This window comes from Pseudomonas sp. P5_B2 (assembly GCF_056400445.1).
In genome coordinates this window covers 1-17,438 of sequence record NZ_JBFULH010000056.1, presented here as the reverse complement: position 1 = coordinate 17,438, position 17,438 = coordinate 1, and the positions used below count along the sequence as shown (strand labels likewise).

Sequence of the window (17,438 nt, the reverse complement as noted above, 5' to 3'; positions counted from 1 at the left end):
GGGCAAGGCGCGAGGAGCATAGTTTGGCGTTTCAAATAAGTGACGAGTAACGCAGCCCTGCGCAAATACAGGCCGGCCCTCCGGGTTGTGCCTGAAAGCGGGCCAGGCAAGGCGTAGACCACAGGGAATGATTGTTCCCTTTCCAAGGCCTACAACGCAGCCTGGCCCGCTTTCAGGCACAACCCGGAGGGCCGGCCTGTATTTGCGCAGGGCTGCGTTACTCGTCACTTATTTGAAACGCCAAACTATGCTCCTCGCGCCTTGCCCTGCGCAAATACAGGCTCGGCGCGACACAGGAAATGACCGATGACAGGCCCTACTCTCCCCGAAAACGACCAGCACATGCCGCTGGTTTCGCACCTCACTGAGTTGCGTACCCGCCTGCTGCGCTGTGTCGCGGCGGTCTTCATCATCTTTGCCGGGTTGTTTGCCTTTACCCAGCAGATCTACACCTTCGTCTCCACGCCACTGCGCGAGTACCTGCCAGCCGGCGCGACGATGATCGCCACCGACGTGTCGTCGCCGTTCCTGACGCCACTGAAGCTGACCATGATGGTGTCGTTGTTCCTGGCGATTCCGGTGATCCTGCATCAGATCTGGGGCTTCATCGCACCGGGTCTGTACAAGCATGAGAAGCGCATTGCCGTACCGTTGTTGATGTCCAGCATCGTGCTGTTCTACGCCGGCATGGCGTTCGCCTATTACCTGGTGTTTCCGCTGATCTTCAAGTTTTTCGCCTCCGCCACCCCGGCCGGCGTGGAAATGATGACCGACATCACCAGCTACCTCGATTTCGTCATGACGCTGTTCTTCGCCTTCGGCGTGGCGTTTGAAATTCCGGTGGCCGTGGTGCTGCTGGTGTGGATCGGCGTGGTCGACGTCAAATACCTGAAAAAAATCCGCCCGTACGTGATCATCGGTTGCTTCGTGGTCGGCATGATCCTGACGCCGCCTGACATCTTCTCGCAGACCCTGCTGGCTGTACCGATGTGGTTGCTGTTCGAGATCGGCATCCTGTTTGGCAGCCTGATCAGCAAACGTGGCGAACATCCGGACGATCAACCGGTTGACGATCACAACGACCAGCCGCCAGCGACCCAACCGTGAACCTGCTGCTCCTCGAAGAAGCTGATTTCATTGCGGCCGACCGGGTGGTCCTGCGCGATCGCCGGTTGACGCACATGCAGGAAGTCCACCGCTGCGAAGTCGGTGACAGCATGCGCGTCGGCAGGATAGGCGGATTGATGGGTTCGGCCGAAGTGTTGCGCCTGGACGCCGCTGAAGCCGAACTGCGCGTCACCCTCGACCAACCGCCCCCGGCCAAGCTGCCATTGACCCTGGTGCTGGCCCTGCCACGCCCGAAAATGCTGCGCAGGGTGTTTCAGACCGTGGCGGCCATGGGTGTGCCGCGTATCGTGCTGGTGAACAGCTATCGCGTCGAGAAGAGCTTCTGGCAAACCCCGTTTCTGGAACCCGAGGCAATTCGTGATCAGTTGATCCTGGGCCTTGAACAGGCCCGGGACAGCGTGTTGCYGGAAATCGTCATTGAGAAACGCTTCAAGCCGTTCGTTGAGGACCGTTTGCCGGCGATCACCGAAGGCACCCTCGGCCTGGTGGGCCATCCCGGCCAGTACCCGCCCTGTCCCCGTGGCCTGGACGAACCGGTGACTCTTGCCATCGGCCCTGAAGGTGGCTGGATTCCGTACGAGATCGACCTGCTGGGCAAGGCCGGCCTGCAACCGGTGCAGCTTGGCGAGCGCATTCTGCGCGTCGAAACCGCCGTCACCGCGCTGCTCGCCCGCCTGTTCTAACACTGTACCTGTAGCAGCTGGCGAAGCCTGCGTCCGGCTGCGCAGCAGTCGTCAATCCGGGCAACTCGGATTACCTGAAACACCGTGGTGTCTGGTTTAACGACTGCTGCGCAGCCGGACGCAGGCTTCGCCAGCTGCTACAAGGGGCGTGATCGTCGCTGGTCTTTGACCTGCCCTACAGAACCCGTCTTGCCTGCCGATACAGTTCCCACAAAACCAAATCAGTGGTCCAGGGAGTTGCAGCATGTACCAATGGCTAGCCGAGAATCTGGGGAACATCAGCGTCAATCGAAAACTGGGGATCGGTTTTGGTCTGGTGCTGCTGCTTACCTTATTGATCACCTTCACCGGCTGGACCGGTCTGAGTGACGTGACCAGCCGCGGTGATAAGTTGGGCTTCATTTCCAGCATTAATGACCTGAGCAGAGACCTGCGCATCGCCAGTCTGGACTACGAAAATCGTCGCGGAGAACAAGGCCCTGGCGCCGTAAACGAGATGTTGAGCAAGCTCGAAGCCAGCCTGCAAGCCGCCCGCCAGATGATTGAACAGCCTGCCGACGTAGCGTTGATCGATCAGCAATTGGCCGCCGTTAGCCAGTACAAGCAAGCCTTCATCGCCCTGACCCAGGCCGGTGCCAACCGCGAAAACGCTCGCAGCAAACTCGGCACCACCGCCGACAACGCCGTGTCCAAGGTAGCCGAAGTCGAAAAATCGATGTTGCAGGGTGACAGCGTTACGCAATTCAACAGCGTGATCGACCTGAGCAAACAGATTCAACAAGCGCGCTTCCAGGTTCGTGGCTACACCTACAGCGGCAAGCCAGAAGCCGAACAGCCCGCACTGGACGCCATCGACAATGCCCTGAAAAGCCTGGAAAGCCTGCCGTCCGAACTGTCGGAACAACACGCCACCCACCTGCAACAGGCCGCCGAATCGCTCAAAGCTTACCGCGCGGCGGTCAGCCAGTTCCGCGACTCACAGGTCGACAGCGCCGACGCGTTCAAACGCATGGCCGCGCAGGGCGAAATCCTGCTTGGCGCCAGCAAAAAGCTGACGATTTCGCAAACCGTCGTGCGCGATACCGATGCCGCGCACGCCAAGAACATGCTGCTGATGGCCACCGCCCTGGCCCTGGTCTTTGGCATGATCGCGGCTTGGGCGATCACTCGTCAGATCGTCATCCCGCTGAGCCAAACCCTCAAAGTGGCTGAACGCGTGGCGGCTGGCGACCTGACTCACAACCTGACCTCCAAGCGTCGCGACGAACTCGGTCAGCTCCAGCGCGCCATGCAGAGCATGACACTGGGTCTGCGTGAATTGATCGGCGGTATCAGCGACGGTGTCACGCAAATCGCCAGCGCTGCTGAAGAGCTGTCGGCAGTCACTGAGCAAACCAGCGCCGGGGTCAACAGCCAGAAGATCGAGACCGACCAGGTGGCCACGGCGATGAACGAAATGACCGCGACCGTGCAAGAAGTCGCGCGCAATGCCGAAGAAGCCTCCGAAGCCRCTGTCGCCGCCGATCAGCAGGCCCGCGAAGGTGACAAAGTGGTGGGAGAAGCCATCGCCCAGATCGAGCGCCTGGCCCTCGAAGTCGGCAACTCCACCGCCGCGATGGGCGACCTGAAACGCGAAAGCGACAAGATTGGAAGCGTGCTCGACGTCATCAAATCCGTCGCCCAACAAACCAACCTGTTGGCCCTCAACGCCGCCATCGAAGCGGCCCGTGCCGGTGAAGCGGGTCGCGGTTTTGCGGTGGTTGCCGATGAAGTTCGCAGCCTGGCGCAACGCACTCAGAAGTCCACCGAAGAAATCGAAGAACTGATTGTCGGGTTGCAAAACGGCACCCAACACGTCGCGACCATCATGGACAACAGCCGCGCCCTGACGGACAGCAGCGTCGAATTGACCCGCCGCGCCGGGGGCTCACTGGAAAGCATCACCCGCACCGTGTCGGCGATTCAGTCGATGAACCAGCAGATTGCCGCCGCAGCCGAGCAGCAAACAGCGGTGGCCGAGGAGATCAATCGCAGCGTGCTGAACGTGCGTGATGTCTCCGAGCAGACCTCGGCAGCCAGTGAAGAGACAGCGGCGTCCAGCGTTGAGCTGGCGCGGTTGGGGACGCAACTGCAGATGCTGGTGGGGCGGTTCAAGGTTTGAGGTGATGCGTTTGCCTCGGTTCACCCAGGACCGAGGTGATGCATTCGCGAGCAAGCCCGCYCCCACATTTAACCGCGTTATTAAATTGAAACTCGGTTAAATGTGGGAGCGGGCTTGCTCGCGAAAGCGGGCCAACAGGCGCTGAAATTAGAGAACCTGCCGCAAGAAGGCCTGCGCCCGCGGATCCTTCGGCGCATCAAAGAACTCGGCCGGCGAAGCATCTTCCAGCAATTTGCCGTGATCGAAAAACAGCACCCGATCCGCCACTTCCCGCGCAAAGCCCATTTCGTGAGTGACGCAGACCATGGTCATGCCTTCCACGGCCAGGGTTTTCATCACATCCAGCACTTCGCCAACCATTTCCGGATCAAGAGCCGAAGTCGGTTCATCGAACAGCATGACCTTCGGCTCCATGGCCAAGGCCCGGGCAATCGCCACACGCTGTTGCTGACCACCGGACAAGCGCGACGGAAACTCGTGGGCCTTCTGTGCAATGCCGACCTTTTCCAACAATGCCAAGGCCTTGGCCTCGCGCTCTTTCTTGCCGCGCTTGCGCACGACTTTCTGCGCCAGACAGAGGTTTTCCAGCACGGTCATGTGCGGGAACAAGTTGAAATGCTGAAACACCATGCCGACTTCGCGGCGGTAGGCGTTGACGTCGGTTTTCGGGTCGGCCAGTTGCAGGCCGTCGATGCTCACCGAACCGGAATCGAATTCCTCCAGGCCATTGAGGCAGCGCAGGAAGGTCGACTTGCCGGAACCGGACGGACCGATCACCACCAGCACTTCGCCCTTGGCCACGTGGGTGGTGACGTTATCCACCGCACGCACCACCTGGCCGCGGGTGTCGAAGACTTTTACCAGATCGCGGACTTCAATCACTTTGCGCGAGCCTCCGCTCAAGCCGGCTGGCGATTTTCGACAGCGGCAGGTTGATCAACAGGTACAACCCGGCCACGCAGAACAAAATTTCGAACGGCGAGAACGAGGTGGTGATGACTTCGCGACCGCTTTTCAGCAGTTCGGTAATCGCGATCACCGAGACCAGCGACGTATCCTTCACCAGGCTGATGAACTGCCCGGCCAAGGGCGGCAATACCCGCTTCAAGGCTTGCGGCATCACCACGTGGCGCATCGACTGACCAGCGCTCAGCCCCAACGAACGCGCGGCCTCGTTCTGGCCTCGGGCGATGGACTGCACGCCGGACCGGATGATTTCCGCGACGTAGGCGCCAGTGAACAGTGACAACGCAGCGATCCCGGCGAATTCCCGGGACAGATTCATCACAGTGCCGATGAAGAAGTAGAAAATGAAGATCTGCACCAGCAGCGGCGTGCCCCGCACCAGCTCAACGTAAATCGTCGAGAGATCGCGCAGAGTCGGGTTGTTCGACAGCCGGCACAGGCCGGTGACGAGGCCGATCAACAGGCCGAGCACGCCGGAGACCACGGACAACCACAACGTCGTCCACAGCCCCCAAAGCAGTGGACCGGCGGCCCAATGCCGTGTCACGCCAATCACATCGCCTTCGGCCACATCATCGCCTTGGGCGACTTGCAGGCTGTTATCGTCGACGGTCAAGCGTTGCTCATCACCCGCGTCGTTGCGCAGGGTGACTTCGGCTTTATCACCTTTGCGCACCAGGTCGCTGACGGTCGAAATGTCAGCGGCACGCTGGGATTCCTCGGCATGGTAGGCGAAGTACTGCGGCACGCGGTTCCAGCGCCATTCGTAAGACATCAGCGAGGTGGCGTAATACAACGCGCCGGCCAGGCCGATCAGCACCAGCACGGTTAATACGTGCCAGGGCCATTGGGCTTTTTTATGTTTCATTACGGATTCTCAGATGATCGTTCCCACGCTCTGCGTGGGAATGCCGCCCGGGACGCTCCGCGTCCCTTCTCAAACGTGACGCAGAGCGTCACWGGATGCGTTCCCACGCAGAGCGTGGGAACGATCAGCGGTAAGCCTTATTCCATGTCTTTCTGCCAAGCGGTGTCTTTGAACCACTTGTCATGGATGCGATCGTAGGTGCCGTCTTCGTGGATCTGGTGCAGGAAGTTGTTGATGAAGTTGATGCTGTCGTAGTCACCCTTCTTCAGGCCGAAGGCCAGCGGCTCGTAGGTGAACGGCTTGTCGAGGAACACCAGTTTGCCGGCGCCGACCTTGTTCACGGCCACGACGTTGTACGGCGCGTCATAGATGAAGGCGTCAGCCTTACCGTTGACCACGTCCAGCACCGCTTCCTGCTCGTTGTCATAGCCGTGGTACTGGGCTTTGGAAATCAGCTTCTTGGCGACCATCTCGCCGGTGGTGCCGAGCTTGGAGGTGATGCGGTAGTCGGCGGTGTTCAAGTCTTTATAAGACTTGATGGTGCCTTCCAGCTCCTTGCGGATCAGCAGCGTCTGGCCCACCACGATAAACGGTTCGCTGAAATTCAAGCGCAGGTTGCGTTCCTGAGTCAGGGTCATGCCGCTGCCGATCATGTCGAACTTGTCGGTCATCAGGGCGGGGATGATGCCGTCGTAGCCGGTGGATACCAGTTCCAGCTTGACGCCCATGGCCTTGGTCATGGCTTTGAGGATGTCGACTTCGAAACCGATGATCTCGCCGCGTTTGTTGGTCATCTCGAACGGCATGTAGGTCGGGTCCATGCCGACTTTCAGCGTGCCGCGCTTGACCGCGTCATCGATGGCACCGGCCTGTGCCGCGCTGACTGCAACCAGTGCCGTGACGCCGGCCAGCAGCATCGAGAGATACTTCTTCATCATCATGTCCCCAAAACCATTGCGGTGTGAGGCGCGCAAAACGGCGGCTTCCCTCAGGAAACACACCAATACGGACAAAAATTATCCGGGCGCACCAATTCGGGGACGGATCCTAACGTACTCGCCCGTTTGCACAAGGGTTTGCAAACGATCAGACAAAAAAAGCCCCGCTCAATCGGCGGGGCTCTTTATCAGGCCGGTTGTGCTTGCGCACTCAGCGGCTTGAGCGGCAACAGCGGCGCGTGGGGATCGGCTTTCACCGATGTACGCCAGGCTTGCAGCCATTCTGGATGACCTTCGTCCCAGATCTGTTCATGCAGACGACCCAATGCCACCGGGTCACTCAGCAGTTGCACACGCTCATTGTTATTCAAGCCATGAGGCCCGACTTTCAAGGCGTGACGAACCCGCTCTACCCGCAACCACTCGATCGGCTCGGCCTGACCGTGACGCGACGTCGCCAGCGAGYATGCCAAGGCGTTCTGCTGCGGGTCGACCACGGACCGGATGAAGCCGTCGTTCAGTGCGTGATAACGATTTTCGTGGGTGTACTGGTCAGTGGCCAGCAACGCCTGCGGCGGATTGTATTCCTCGGGAATCAGGAACAGGCTCGAGTCACGGGATTTCAGGCCCAGACCGACACGGCTGGAAATCACCGACACCGGGATCGACAGCATCAACGAACCAACGATCGGCACCAGCCACCACAGGAAGCTCGGGTTCAGCCAGATCACCAGCAACGCCCAGAAAAAGCCCAGCAAGGTCTGCGGGCCGTGGCGCTTGACCGCTTCGCTCCATGGTGTGGAGTCGTCGTCACGTTGTGGCGAGTTCCAGGTCGCGGCCCAGCCGAGGAACGCGGCCAGTACGAAACGGGTGTGGAAAATCATCCGCACCGGCGCCAGCAGCATGGAGAACAGCATCTCCAACAGCATCGACAGGGTTACCTTGAGCTTGCCACCGAACTCTGTCGCGCCTTTGGCCCAAATCAGGATGATGCTCAACAGCTTCGGCAGGAACAGCAGCACCACAGTCGTGGAGAACAGCGCGACGGCTTTGTCCGGATGCCATTGAGGCCACAGCGGATAGAGCTGGCGCGGCTCCATGAAGTATTGCGGCTCCATCAGCGTGTTGACCGCCAGCAGCGCCGTGGACAGCACGAGGAAGAAGAACCATAACGGCGCCGACAGATAAGACATCACGCCAGTCAGGAACACCGCCCGGTGAACCGGGTGCATGCCTTTGACCAGGAACAGGCGGAAGTTCATCAGGTTACCGTGGCACCAGCGACGGTCACGCTTGAGTTCGTCCAGCAGGTTCGGCGGCAGTTCTTCGTAGCTGCCCGGCAAGTCATAGGCAATCCACACGCCCCAGCCGGCACGGCGCATCAGCGCTGCTTCAACGAAGTCGTGGGACAGGATCGCACCGGCGAAAGCGCCTTTACCGGGCAACGGCGCCAGGGCGCAGTGCTCGATGAATGGCTTCATGCGAATGATCGCGTTGTGGCCCCAGTAGTGTGATTCGCCCAACTGCCAGAAGTGCAGACCGGCGGTAAACAGCGGACCGTACACGCGAGTCGCGAACTGCTGCATACGCGCATAAAGCGTGTCCATGCCCGATGCACGCGGCGCGGTCTGGATGATCCCGGCGTCCGGCGTGGCTTCCATCAAGCGCACCAGACTGGTCAGGCATTCGCCGCTCATCACGGAGTCCGCATCGAGCACGACCATGTACTTGTAATCGCCACCCCACCGACGGCAGAAGTCGTCGAGGTTGCCGCTTTTACGTTTCACGCGACGGCGACGGCGGCGGTAGAAGATCTTGCCGAAGCCCTTGGCTTCGCGGCACACGTCCAGCCAGGCTTGCTGCTCGGCAACACAAATGTCGGCGTCATTACTGTCACTGAGGACGAAGAAGTCGAAGCGATCCAGGTCACCCGTGGCCGCAACCGACTCAAACGTCGCGCGCAACCCGGCAAACACCCGTGGCACGTCTTCGTTGCAGATCGGCATCACCAGTGCGGTGCGTGCGTCCTTGGCAATCGGTTCATTACCGGCGCTTTTACCGGAGATGCGGTATTTRTCGTGACCGGTAAGCAACTCGAGGAAACCCATCAGCGCAGTCCAGAAACCAGYCGATACCCAGCAGAACAGAATCCCGAACAGGATCAGGATGCTGGTTTGCAGCGCATACGRCAGCACCTGCGTGGCGGTTTGCAGCAACGGTTGATGCAGCACTTCGTTGAGGTCGACGAACGACCAGCCCTGGTACGGCATGATGCCTTTCATGTACCAGCCGGCCACGATGGTCTGACCGAGCATCAGCACCAACAGGATATAGCGACGGATCGAACCCACGGTGCGCCAGCGAGCCGCCGGCAACACGCGTTCATCTTTCGGTGGAGCTGGCGGATTGGTACGACCGGTCATACGACGCCAGCCGCGCACCAGAATATTGGTGCGCCACGGCTCCGGCACGACCTTGGTCCGACGGATCGGCGGGGTCGCCTTGAGGCAAACCCGACCGCTGGCGTCGACCGCCAGCATCTCCGCGTCTTCCAGCTCTTGCGCACTGTTCAAGGTCAAGCGACGGCCTACCGAGGCCTGGGCGGCCTCGGTCGGTGCGTCGAACGTTGAAGACGACAGTCGCTGGTGCAGTTCGCTAAAGGACTGGCAGCCCGCGAGTTCCGCGCGCTGCTGGTCGGTCATCGGTAGATGCGCCAGATACTCGGCAAGCGTCTCTGGCTGTACTTGAGAATTACTCATCGGCAGGCAACTGATAGCTCCAGGTCTCGGTCAGGACTTCTTCAGTCGGCGYCGATTCCGGTGTGGCTGGTACCGCGTCGGCAGCAACAGGCTGCTGGGCGTCTTTGTTGGCCTTGTCCTTGGCATCTGCAACCGGCTTGGCATCGGCATGTTTGGCCTCTGCTTGCTTGGCTTCCTTGTCGGTTTTTTCCTGTTGTTTAGCGGCAACCTTGTCAGCTTTGGCGACAGACGAATTCGACACGGGAAGCGACGTCTTGGCCAAGTCGGCCGGCACGATGCTTTGCACCAGTGCCGCACGCATTTCGGTGGCTTTACCCTGGTCCTTGATCTTCATGCGCAGCGTCAGGCGCCAGCCCTTGGTTTCAGGGTTGTAACGCACGCTGTTCTCGACCAGTTCGGCGTTGTCACCCACGCTGACCTGGCTGCGAACGTCTGCATCTGGTGGCAATGCCGCCAGGGACGGGCCTTCGAAGTCCACCAAATAAGCAACGCTACCGTCCGGCTGACGAATCAGGTTGGACTGTTTAACGTCACCGGTAGAACGCAGGGTCYGCTTAACCCAAGCGCTGTCGGGGGCGTGAAGCGAGGCTTCGTCCATGGTCCAGTGCAAGCGATAGGCAAAATCGAGCGGCTGGCCAGGCTCTGGCAGTTTTTCCGGATTCCAGAAAACGACGATATTATCGTTGGTTTCGTCGGCGGTCGGAATCTCGACCAGATCCACGGTACCTTTGCCCCAGTCACCCTTCGGCTCGATCCAGGCGCTTGGGCGTTTGTCGTAGCGGTCATCAAGGTCTTCGTAGTGGCTGAAGTCACGACCTCGTTGCAGCAAGCCGAAGCCTTGCGGGTTCTCGACCGAGAAGTTGCTCACCGACAGGTGTTTCGGGTTGTTCAATGGACGCCAGATCCATTCGCCGTTACCGGCATGGATCGCGAGGCCGCTGGAATCGTGCAGTTCACGACGATAGTTCAGCACTTTCGATGGCTGGTTGGCGCCGAACAGATACATGCTGGTCAATGGAGCGATACCCAGTTTGCCGACCTTGTCACGCAGGAACACCTGCGCCTTGACGTCAACGATGGTGTCGCTGCCCGGACGCAGGGTCAGGCGATAGGCACCGGTAGCACGCGGTGAATCCAGCAACGCAAAAATCACCAGATGTTTGTCACCCGGCTTTGGCTGTTGAATCCAGAACTCGGTGAAACGCGGGAACTCTTCACCGGATGGCAACGCGGTATCAATCGCCATGCCCCGAGCAGACAAACCATAGACGTGACCCTTGCCGACGACGCGGAAGTAGCTGGCGCCGAGCATGGTCATGATTTCGTCTTGTTTGTCAGCCTTGTTGATCGGGTATAGCACCCGGAAACCGGCATAACCCAGTTGCTCGGTGGCTTTAGGATCAAATTTCACGTCGCCGAAATCAAAACGAGTTGGGTCGTACTTGATCTCTTCGACGGAGTTAGCCGTGATTTCGTTGATTTTCACCGGCGTATCGAAATGCATGCCCTGGTGATAGAACGACAGCTTGAACGGAGTTTTCTGATCCGCCCATTCAGCTTTTTCGGTCAGGAAACGAATTTTCTGATAGTCCGCGAATTTCATATCGCGGAACTCGTTCGGCAGGTTACTGCGCGGAGCTTCGTATTTTTGTGCGGCCAGCTCTTTTGCCTTGACCGACACATCCTCCAGATTGAACGCCCACAGCTGGCCGGCGCTGAACAGGCAAAGCAGAGCAGAGCCCGCTGCCAGAGCGTTTCGGAACCGTTTGGCAGTCAATTTTGGTGCATTACAGGGACTAACAATCACGAGCAACCCTCGCCGAAAACAKATCAAAAAACCAACGGCCAGTTGAAGGGTTTGCACGGTCAACGGCATGAAAAAAACGACCTTGCAAACCACTCTTGCCAAGTTGGCGAGCATTATTCCGACTCCGATGGGGCTAAATGATTCCCCAAACGGTCCAGGACAAGTCTCTACCTAAGTCAAAATGGACCAACGAACGCCGATCCCCGTAGCGCGCGATTATCTAGCAGGCCGCGTTACAACGCATCATGCGCAACAAAGTATTTCACGCGGAAAACGCCTGTTTGCAGTCGAAAAGCCCTAAAAAAGTTGTTTCGAGTGCTTTCAGGTCTGTATCAGGAAGGTTACCGGGCCATCGTTGACCAGGTGCACCTGCATATCCGCGCCGAATCTACCTGATGCCACAGTGCCATGCACCTGTTTCGCTTTACCTAATAGATAGTCGAAAAGCTCCTCTCCCAAAGCCGGAGGGGCCGCGGTCGAAAAACTCGGCCGCAGCCCGCTTTTAGTGTCTGCGGCCAGGGTGAACTGTGAGACCAGCAGCAGCCCGCCGCCGACATCCGCCAAGGACAGATTCATCTTGCCCTCGGCGTCGCTGAATACCCGATAGTTAAGCAGCTTATTCAGAAGTTTGTCGGCGCTGGCCCGGGTATCCTCGGGCTCGACGGCGACCAGTACCAACAACCCTTGGTCGACCGCACCCACTACTTCCCCCGCTACCTCGACTCGCGCACCACGCACGCGTTGCAGCAGACCTTTCATGCTTCTTCAGGCGGCAGGTCGAGCAGGCGGCGCGCCATCTGGCCGGCGGCGCGAACCAGTGCATCGGTGATGCCCGGTTCGGAAGCGGCATGGCCGGCGTCACGGATGACCTGCAACTCACTGTTCGGCCAGTTCTGGTGCAATTCCCAGGCATTATCCAGTGGGCAAATCACATCGTAACGACCGTGGACAATTACACCCGGTAAATGGGCAATCTTGCTCATGTCACGAATCAGCTGGTTGGGCTCAAGGAAGGCATTGTTGGTGAAGTAGTGACATTCGATGCGTGCTATCGACAGCGCACGCTGAGGCTCGGAGAAGCGATCGACCACCAGCGGATTCGGGCGCAGGGTCGCGGTCCTGCCTTCCCAGAGCGACCAGGCCTTGGCCGCGTGCATCTGGGCAATCTGGTCGTTGCCGATCAGGCGCTTGTGGAAAGCGCTGAGCAAATCCTCGCGTTCGTCCATCGGGATCGGCGCAACGTAGTCCTGCCAGTAATCAGGGAACAGGCGGCTGGCGCCGGCCTGGTAGAACCATTCGATTTCCTGCGGACGGCAGAGAAAAATCCCGCGCAGGATCAGACCGTGTACACGCTCTGGGTGGGTTTGCGCGTAGGCCAACGCCAGGGTCGACCCCCAGGAGCCGCCGAACAGCACCCATTTGTCGATACCCAGGTGCTGGCGAATTCGCTCGAGGTCGGCGACCAGATCCCAGGTGGTGTTGTTTTCGAGGCTGGCGTGGGGAGTGGAGCGACCGCAACCACGTTGGTCAAAGGTGACGATGCGATACAGGTTGGGATCGAAAAACCGACGGCTCTGGGCATCACACCCGGCGCCGGGGCCGCCGTGGATGAACACCACCGGCAAACCTTCCGGAGAACCGCTTTCGTCGACATACAGCGTGTGGGTCTCGTCGACGGCCAGATCGTGCCGGGCGTGGGGTTTGATCTGCGGGTACAAAGTCTGCATTGCGCGCTCCGTAAGGGGTCGAGGTCATCCCTGTGGGGACTTCTAATATTCTGCCGTCCGGCATCATAAACCCGAATTACGTGAATGAGCATGCCCCTTGCTGCGTCAGTGTCTGTCAGCCAAAAACTCCAGTAGCGTTTCATGGATCAGCTCGACCTCAACGACCTCACCGCGCGCGCGTAAACGGCGAGTGGGACGCTGCGGCGTTTCGATAAACGCCCCTCCCCCTTACCGCCGGATCAGGCGTTGTAGTGTTTTTCGCCCCAGCTCAGCAGCCCTTGCAGCAATGCCTTGAGCACCACTTGCGTCGGCGCCGCCAGGTCCGGGCGATAGCGGAACGGCTCGAACTCTTCCATGTAAGTGCACTGCCCCAGTTCCAGTTGCACGGCGTGGATGTTATCGGCCGGATTACCGTAATGGCGGGTGATGTGGCCCCCCTTGAAGCGACCGTTCAGCACATGGCTGTACTCGGTATGACGGGCGCAAATCGCTTCCAGTTGACTTGCAAGCTGTGGATCGCAACTGGCGCCATTGAAGGTGCCAAGGTTGAAGTCCGGCAGTTTGCCGTCGAACAGGTGCGGGATGATCGAGCGGATCGAGTGCGCGTCGAACAGCAACGCATAACCGAACTCGGCTTTCAGCCGCGCCAACTCGTTTTGCAAAGTAGTGTGATACGGCGTCCAGATCTGCTCCAGGTAGGTCGCGCGTTCTTCTTTAGAAGGCTCCAGCCCTTCGCGGAACAACGGTATGCCGTCAAACAGCGTCGCCGGATACAGACCGGTGGTCGCGCCGACATATAAAGGCTTGTCGTCGGATGGCCGGTTCAGGTCAATCACGAACCGCGAATACTCGGCAGCCAAAGTGCTGGCGCCCAGTTCGGAGGCGAAATCGTAAAGCTGCGGTATGTGCCAGTCGGTATCCGGCAGGCTGCGGGCGTCGGGGATCAACCCGGCTTCGACCGCCGGGGTCAGGCGCACGCCGGCGTGGGGCATGCTGATCAGCAGTGGCACGCGGCCTTGTTTGAAGTTCAGAACCTTTTCCACAACTGCTCTCCTAAACGCTTGTCTCGACGCCGTGACGCACGACGCGTTTTTCCAGATCACCGCCCAGCCAATACGACAGGTCGGCGGGACGATCGATTTGCCAGGCGACAAAGTCCGCGACCTTGCCGGCTTCCAGTGAACCGTGGGTGTCGGCCATGCCCAGTGCGGTGGCGGCATGAAGGGTCGCACCGGCCAGGGCTTCTTCCGGGGTCATGCGGAAACAGGTGCACGCCATGTTCAACATCAAGCGCAACGACAAGGCTGGTGAAGTGCCAGGGTTGAGGTCGCTGGCGATGGCGATTTTCACCCCATGCTTGCGCAGCGCTTCCATGGGCGGCAACTGGGTTTCCCGCAGGAAGTAAAACGCGCCCGGCAGCAGCACCGCGACGGTGCCGGACTTGGCCATGGCGATGGCGTCGTCCTCGGTCATGAACTCAAGGTGATCGGCCGACAGTGCGTGATAACGCGCCGCCAAGCTCGAACCGTGCAGCGATGACAGTTGCTCGGCGTGCAGCTTCACCGGCAAACCGAGTTCCTGTGCGGTGATGAATACGCGCTCGACCTGCGCTGGCGAGAACGCCAGGTATTCGCAGAAGGCATCCACCGCATCCACCAGCCCTTCAGCGGCCAGGGCCGGGAGCATCTCGGCGCAGATGTGATCGATGTAATCGTCAGCGCGATCGGCGTATTCCGGTGGCAAGGCGTGGGCGGCCAGGCAGGTGCTGCGCACACTCACCGGAAGTTCGGCGCCAAGGCGGCGGATCACGCGCAGGATCTTGCGTTCGCTGGCCAGGTCCAGGCCGTAGCCGGATTTCATTTCGACCGTGGTCACGCCGTCGCGCATCAGGCTGTTCAGACGCTTGGCGGCGCTGGCGAACAGTTCGTCTTCGGTCGCTGCGCGGGTGGCGCGCACGGTGCTGGCGATGCCGCCACCGGCTGCGGCGATTTCCGCGTAGCTGACACCTTGCAGACGCTGTTCGAATTCGCTGCTGCGGTTACCGCCAAACACCGTGTGGGTGTGGCAGTCGATCAGGCCCGGCGTTACCCAGGCCCCTTTCAAATCGTTGACGGCCGGGTATTCGCCCGCCGGCAGTTCAGCGCGTGGGCCAATCCACTCAATGTGCGCACCGGACGTCACGATGGCCGCATCCTCGATGATCGAGTAGACGCCTTGCGCCATGGTTGCGACGTGGCAGTGTTGCCAGAGAGTTTTCATCCCGAGTCTCCATCAAATTCAAAATCGAATCGCGAGCAGGCTCGCTCCCTCAGGGTTTACTCAATCCAGGGTGGGAGCGAGCCTGCTCGCGATGGGGCCCTTACAGGCTAGGCAGCAACTTCACCGACAACAGCTCATTCAAGCAACGCGTCGCCAACAATTCGGTCGCGGCATTGATGTCCGGTGCAAAGAAGCGGTCCTTCTCATAGAACGGCACTTCTTTACGCAGAATCGCCCGGGCCTTTTCCAGTTTTGCCGAAGTCTTCAGGCCATTGCGCAAGTCCAGGCCCTGAACCGCCGCCAACCATTCCACCGCCAGCACACCGCGGGTGTTTTCGGCCATTTCCCATAGACGCTTGCCCGCCGCCGGGGCCATGGAAACGTGGTCTTCCTGGTTCGCCGAGGTCGGCAGGCTGTCTACCGAATGCGGGTGCGCCATTGCCTTATTCTCGCTGGCCAGTGCCGCAGCAGTCACCTGAGCGATCATGAAGCCGGAGTTCACACCACCGTTGGCCACCAGGAACGGCGGCAGTTGCGACATATGCTTGTCCATCATCAGCGAGATGCGGCGTTCGCTCAGGGAGCCGATTTCAGCGATGGCCAGCGCCATGTTGTCAGCCGCCATGGCCACTGGTTCGGCGTGGAAGTTACCGCCGGAAATCACGTCACCTTCAGCAGCGAACACCAGCGGGTTGTCGGAGACAGCGTTGGCTTCGACGGCCAACACTTCGGCAGCCTGACGGAACTGGGTCAGGCATGCGCCCATGACTTGTGGCTGGCAGCGCAGGGAGTACGGGTCCTGGACCTTTTCGCAATTCTCGTGCGAGTCGGACACTTCACTGCGCTCGCCCAGCAGATCGCGGTAAGCGGCAGCGGCGTCGATCTGGCCTTTCTGGCCACGGGCAGCGTGGATGCGCGCGTCGAACGGCGAGCGCGAGCCCAATACCGCCTCAACAGTCAACGCGCCCAACGCAACCGCGCCAGCGAACAGGTCTTCGCCTTCAAACAGCCCGCGCAAGGCATAAGCGGTGGATACCTGAGTGCCGTTGAGCAGCGCCAGGCCTTCTTTCGCGGCCAGGGTCAGCGGGGTCAGACCGGCGACTTTCAGCGCTTCGGTCGCTTCCATCCACTCGCCCTTGTAGCGCGCCTTGCCCTCACCCAGCAGCACCAGCGACATGTGCGCCAATGGCGCCAGGTCACCGGAAGCACCGACCGAGCCTTTCAATGGAATGTGCGGGTAAACCTCGGCGTTGATCAACGCGATCAGCGCGTCGATGACCACGCGACGAATACCGGAGAAACCACGGCTCAGGCTGTTGACCTTGAGCACCATGACCAGTCGCACCAGTGCGTCGCTGATCGGCTCGCCGACACCAGCGGCGTGGGACAGCACCAGCGAGCGCTGGAGGTTTTCCAGGTCTTCGCTGGCGATGCGGGTCGAGGCCAGCAGGCCGAAACCGGTGTTGATACCGTAAGCGGTGCGATTCTCGGCGAGGATCTGTTCCACGCAGGCGACACTGGCCTCGATCTGGGCCGAGGCGCTGTTGTCGAGGGTCAGTTTCACTGGTTGCTGATAGATATCACGCAGTTGGGCAAGGCTCAGTTGGCCGGGAATCAGGTTTAGCGCAGTCATTTCATGCTCCTTTTGAGAGTTTGTTATCAACTCACCAGACGCTCCGGAGATGTCCGTTGTCCGTCGCGTCTACCTTTTGGGGAGCCGCGCCTTGGCACGCTGGTTTTTTTAAAAATCAGTTCAGATTCGGTACAGCCTTGTGCAGCAAATTCTGTTCTTTCAATACCGCGGCAGCCGCAGCGATGTCAGGCGCCAGCCAGCGGTCTTGATCATAAGCGGGAACACGCTCACGCAGCAGACGCCACGCCGCATCGGTGCCCGCGCCAAAGCGCTGCTCTTTGAGGAATTCGAACGCCTGGGCCGCCAGCAGGTACTCGATGGCGAGGATCTGCGTGCAGTTTTCCAAGGCGCGATGCAGCTTCAGCGCAGCGTTGGTGCCCATGCTCAAGTGATCTTCCTGCAGGCCGGAAGTGACGTAGTTGTCGAGCACGGCAGGTTGCGCCAACTGACGGTTTTCCGCACACAGGGACGCGGCGACATATTGGACGATCATCATCCCGGAGTTAACG

General features: G+C 59.9%; 14 protein-coding genes and 1 pseudogene. 4 read left to right on the top strand and 11 right to left on the bottom strand.

Annotated elements, in window-relative coordinates; genetic code table 11:
• Window positions 1–306 precede the first annotated feature (306 nt).
• From tatC to AC1DRJ_RS08330, 4 genes and pseudogenes are all read left to right on the top strand, one after another.
• A complete protein-coding gene (tatC, locus tag AC1DRJ_RS08345) occupies window positions 307–1,107 on the top strand; it encodes a twin-arginine translocase subunit TatC (protein ID WP_477789777.1) in 801 nt (266 codons plus the stop codon).
• Window positions 1,104–1,811 carry a 16S rRNA (uracil(1498)-N(3))-methyltransferase gene (locus AC1DRJ_RS08340; RefSeq protein WP_477801701.1) on the top strand — a complete coding sequence of 236 codons (708 nt, stop codon included), beginning with the start codon at window positions 1,104–1,106 and terminating at the stop codon, window positions 1,809–1,811. Before tatC ends, AC1DRJ_RS08340 begins: the two co-directional genes overlap by 4 nt.
• A gap of 244 nt (window positions 1,812–2,055) precedes the next feature.
• Window positions 2,056–3,114 (top strand): annotated as a pseudogene (locus AC1DRJ_RS08335) (methyl-accepting chemotaxis protein); the annotation flags it as partial.
• Window positions 3,100–3,972, top strand: coding sequence for a methyl-accepting chemotaxis protein (locus tag AC1DRJ_RS08330; protein ID WP_477801704.1), 873 nt, complete (start codon window positions 3,100–3,102; stop codon window positions 3,970–3,972). The pseudogene AC1DRJ_RS08335 and the gene AC1DRJ_RS08330, both read left to right, overlap by 15 nt.
• Before the next feature lie 147 nt (window positions 3,973–4,119).
• Here AC1DRJ_RS08330 and AC1DRJ_RS08325 read toward each other — a convergent pair whose 3' ends face one another.
• From AC1DRJ_RS08325 to AC1DRJ_RS08275, 11 genes are all read right to left on the bottom strand, one after another.
• On the bottom strand, window positions 4,120–4,854 hold the full coding sequence (locus tag AC1DRJ_RS08325; protein ID WP_477801700.1) for an amino acid ABC transporter ATP-binding protein: 735 nt from the start codon (window positions 4,852–4,854) through the stop codon (window positions 4,120–4,122).
• The gene (locus AC1DRJ_RS08320) at window positions 4,847–5,806 is read right to left on the bottom strand and encodes an amino acid ABC transporter permease (protein ID WP_477801699.1); all 960 of its coding nucleotides are present in this window, start codon (window positions 5,804–5,806) and stop codon (window positions 4,847–4,849) included. Before AC1DRJ_RS08320 ends, AC1DRJ_RS08325 begins: the two co-directional genes overlap by 8 nt.
• Before the next feature lie 137 nt (window positions 5,807–5,943).
• Window positions 5,944–6,741 (bottom strand): transporter substrate-binding domain-containing protein, encoded by a 798-nt coding sequence (locus tag AC1DRJ_RS08315; RefSeq protein ID WP_477801703.1) that lies wholly within the window; start codon window positions 6,739–6,741, stop codon window positions 5,944–5,946.
• A 191-nt stretch (window positions 6,742–6,932) separates the two neighbouring features.
• Window positions 6,933–9,503: a glucans biosynthesis glucosyltransferase MdoH gene (mdoH, locus tag AC1DRJ_RS08310; RefSeq protein WP_477801698.1), complete on the bottom strand. Its 2,571-nt coding sequence runs from the start codon at window positions 9,501–9,503 to the stop codon at window positions 6,933–6,935.
• On the bottom strand, window positions 9,496–11,310 hold the full coding sequence (locus AC1DRJ_RS08305; protein ID WP_477801702.1) for a glucan biosynthesis protein G: 1,815 nt from the start codon (window positions 11,308–11,310) through the stop codon (window positions 9,496–9,498). Before AC1DRJ_RS08305 ends, mdoH begins: the two co-directional genes overlap by 8 nt.
• A gap of 321 nt (window positions 11,311–11,631) precedes the next feature.
• Complete coding sequence (dtd, locus tag AC1DRJ_RS08300) at window positions 11,632–12,069, bottom strand: D-aminoacyl-tRNA deacylase (RefSeq protein WP_477801697.1); 438 nt, start codon at window positions 12,067–12,069, stop codon at window positions 11,632–11,634.
• Window positions 12,066–13,037: a prolyl aminopeptidase gene (gene pip, locus AC1DRJ_RS08295; RefSeq protein WP_477801696.1), complete on the bottom strand. Its 972-nt coding sequence runs from the start codon at window positions 13,035–13,037 to the stop codon at window positions 12,066–12,068. Before pip ends, dtd begins: the two co-directional genes overlap by 4 nt.
• Window positions 13,038–13,276: 239 nt before the next feature.
• On the bottom strand, window positions 13,277–14,080 hold the full coding sequence (gene hutG / locus AC1DRJ_RS08290) for an N-formylglutamate deformylase (protein WP_477801695.1): 804 nt from the start codon (window positions 14,078–14,080) through the stop codon (window positions 13,277–13,279).
• Between the two features lie 10 nt (window positions 14,081–14,090).
• Window positions 14,091–15,296: an imidazolonepropionase gene (hutI, locus tag AC1DRJ_RS08285; protein ID WP_477801694.1), complete on the bottom strand. Its 1,206-nt coding sequence runs from the start codon at window positions 15,294–15,296 to the stop codon at window positions 14,091–14,093.
• A 100-nt stretch (window positions 15,297–15,396) separates the two neighbouring features.
• Window positions 15,397–16,929, bottom strand: coding sequence for a histidine ammonia-lyase (gene hutH, locus AC1DRJ_RS08280; RefSeq protein ID WP_477801693.1), 1,533 nt, complete (start codon window positions 16,927–16,929; stop codon window positions 15,397–15,399).
• 115 nt (window positions 16,930–17,044) lie between these two features.
• A partial coding sequence (locus AC1DRJ_RS08275; protein WP_477801692.1) for an aromatic amino acid lyase occupies window positions 17,045–17,438 on the bottom strand: 394 nt, incomplete at its 5' end.

What these genes read in the sequence shown, in the direction of transcription:
- hutH (WP_477801693.1), bottom strand. Translation starts at nt 16,929, where the DNA reads ATGACTGCGCTAAACCTGATTCCCGGCCAACTGAGCCTTGCCCAACTG.
- hutI (WP_477801694.1), bottom strand. Translation starts at nt 15,296, where the DNA reads ATGAAAACTCTCTGGCAACACTGCCACGTCGCAACCATGGCGCAAGGC.
- pip (WP_477801696.1), bottom strand. Translation starts at nt 13,037, where the DNA reads ATGCAGACTTTGTACCCGCAGATCAAACCCCACGCCCGGCACGATCTG.
- AC1DRJ_RS08315 (WP_477801703.1), bottom strand. Translation starts at nt 6,741, where the DNA reads ATGAAGAAGTATCTCTCGATGCTGCTGGCCGGCGTCACGGCACTGGTT.
- tatC (WP_477789777.1), top strand. Translation starts at nt 307, where the DNA reads ATGACAGGCCCTACTCTCCCCGAAAACGACCAGCACATGCCGCTGGTT.
- AC1DRJ_RS08320 (WP_477801699.1), bottom strand. Translation starts at nt 5,806, where the DNA reads ATGAAACATAAAAAAGCCCAATGGCCCTGGCACGTATTAACCGTGCTG.
- dtd (WP_477801697.1), bottom strand. Translation starts at nt 12,069, where the DNA reads ATGAAAGGTCTGCTGCAACGCGTGCGTGGTGCGCGAGTCGAGGTAGCG.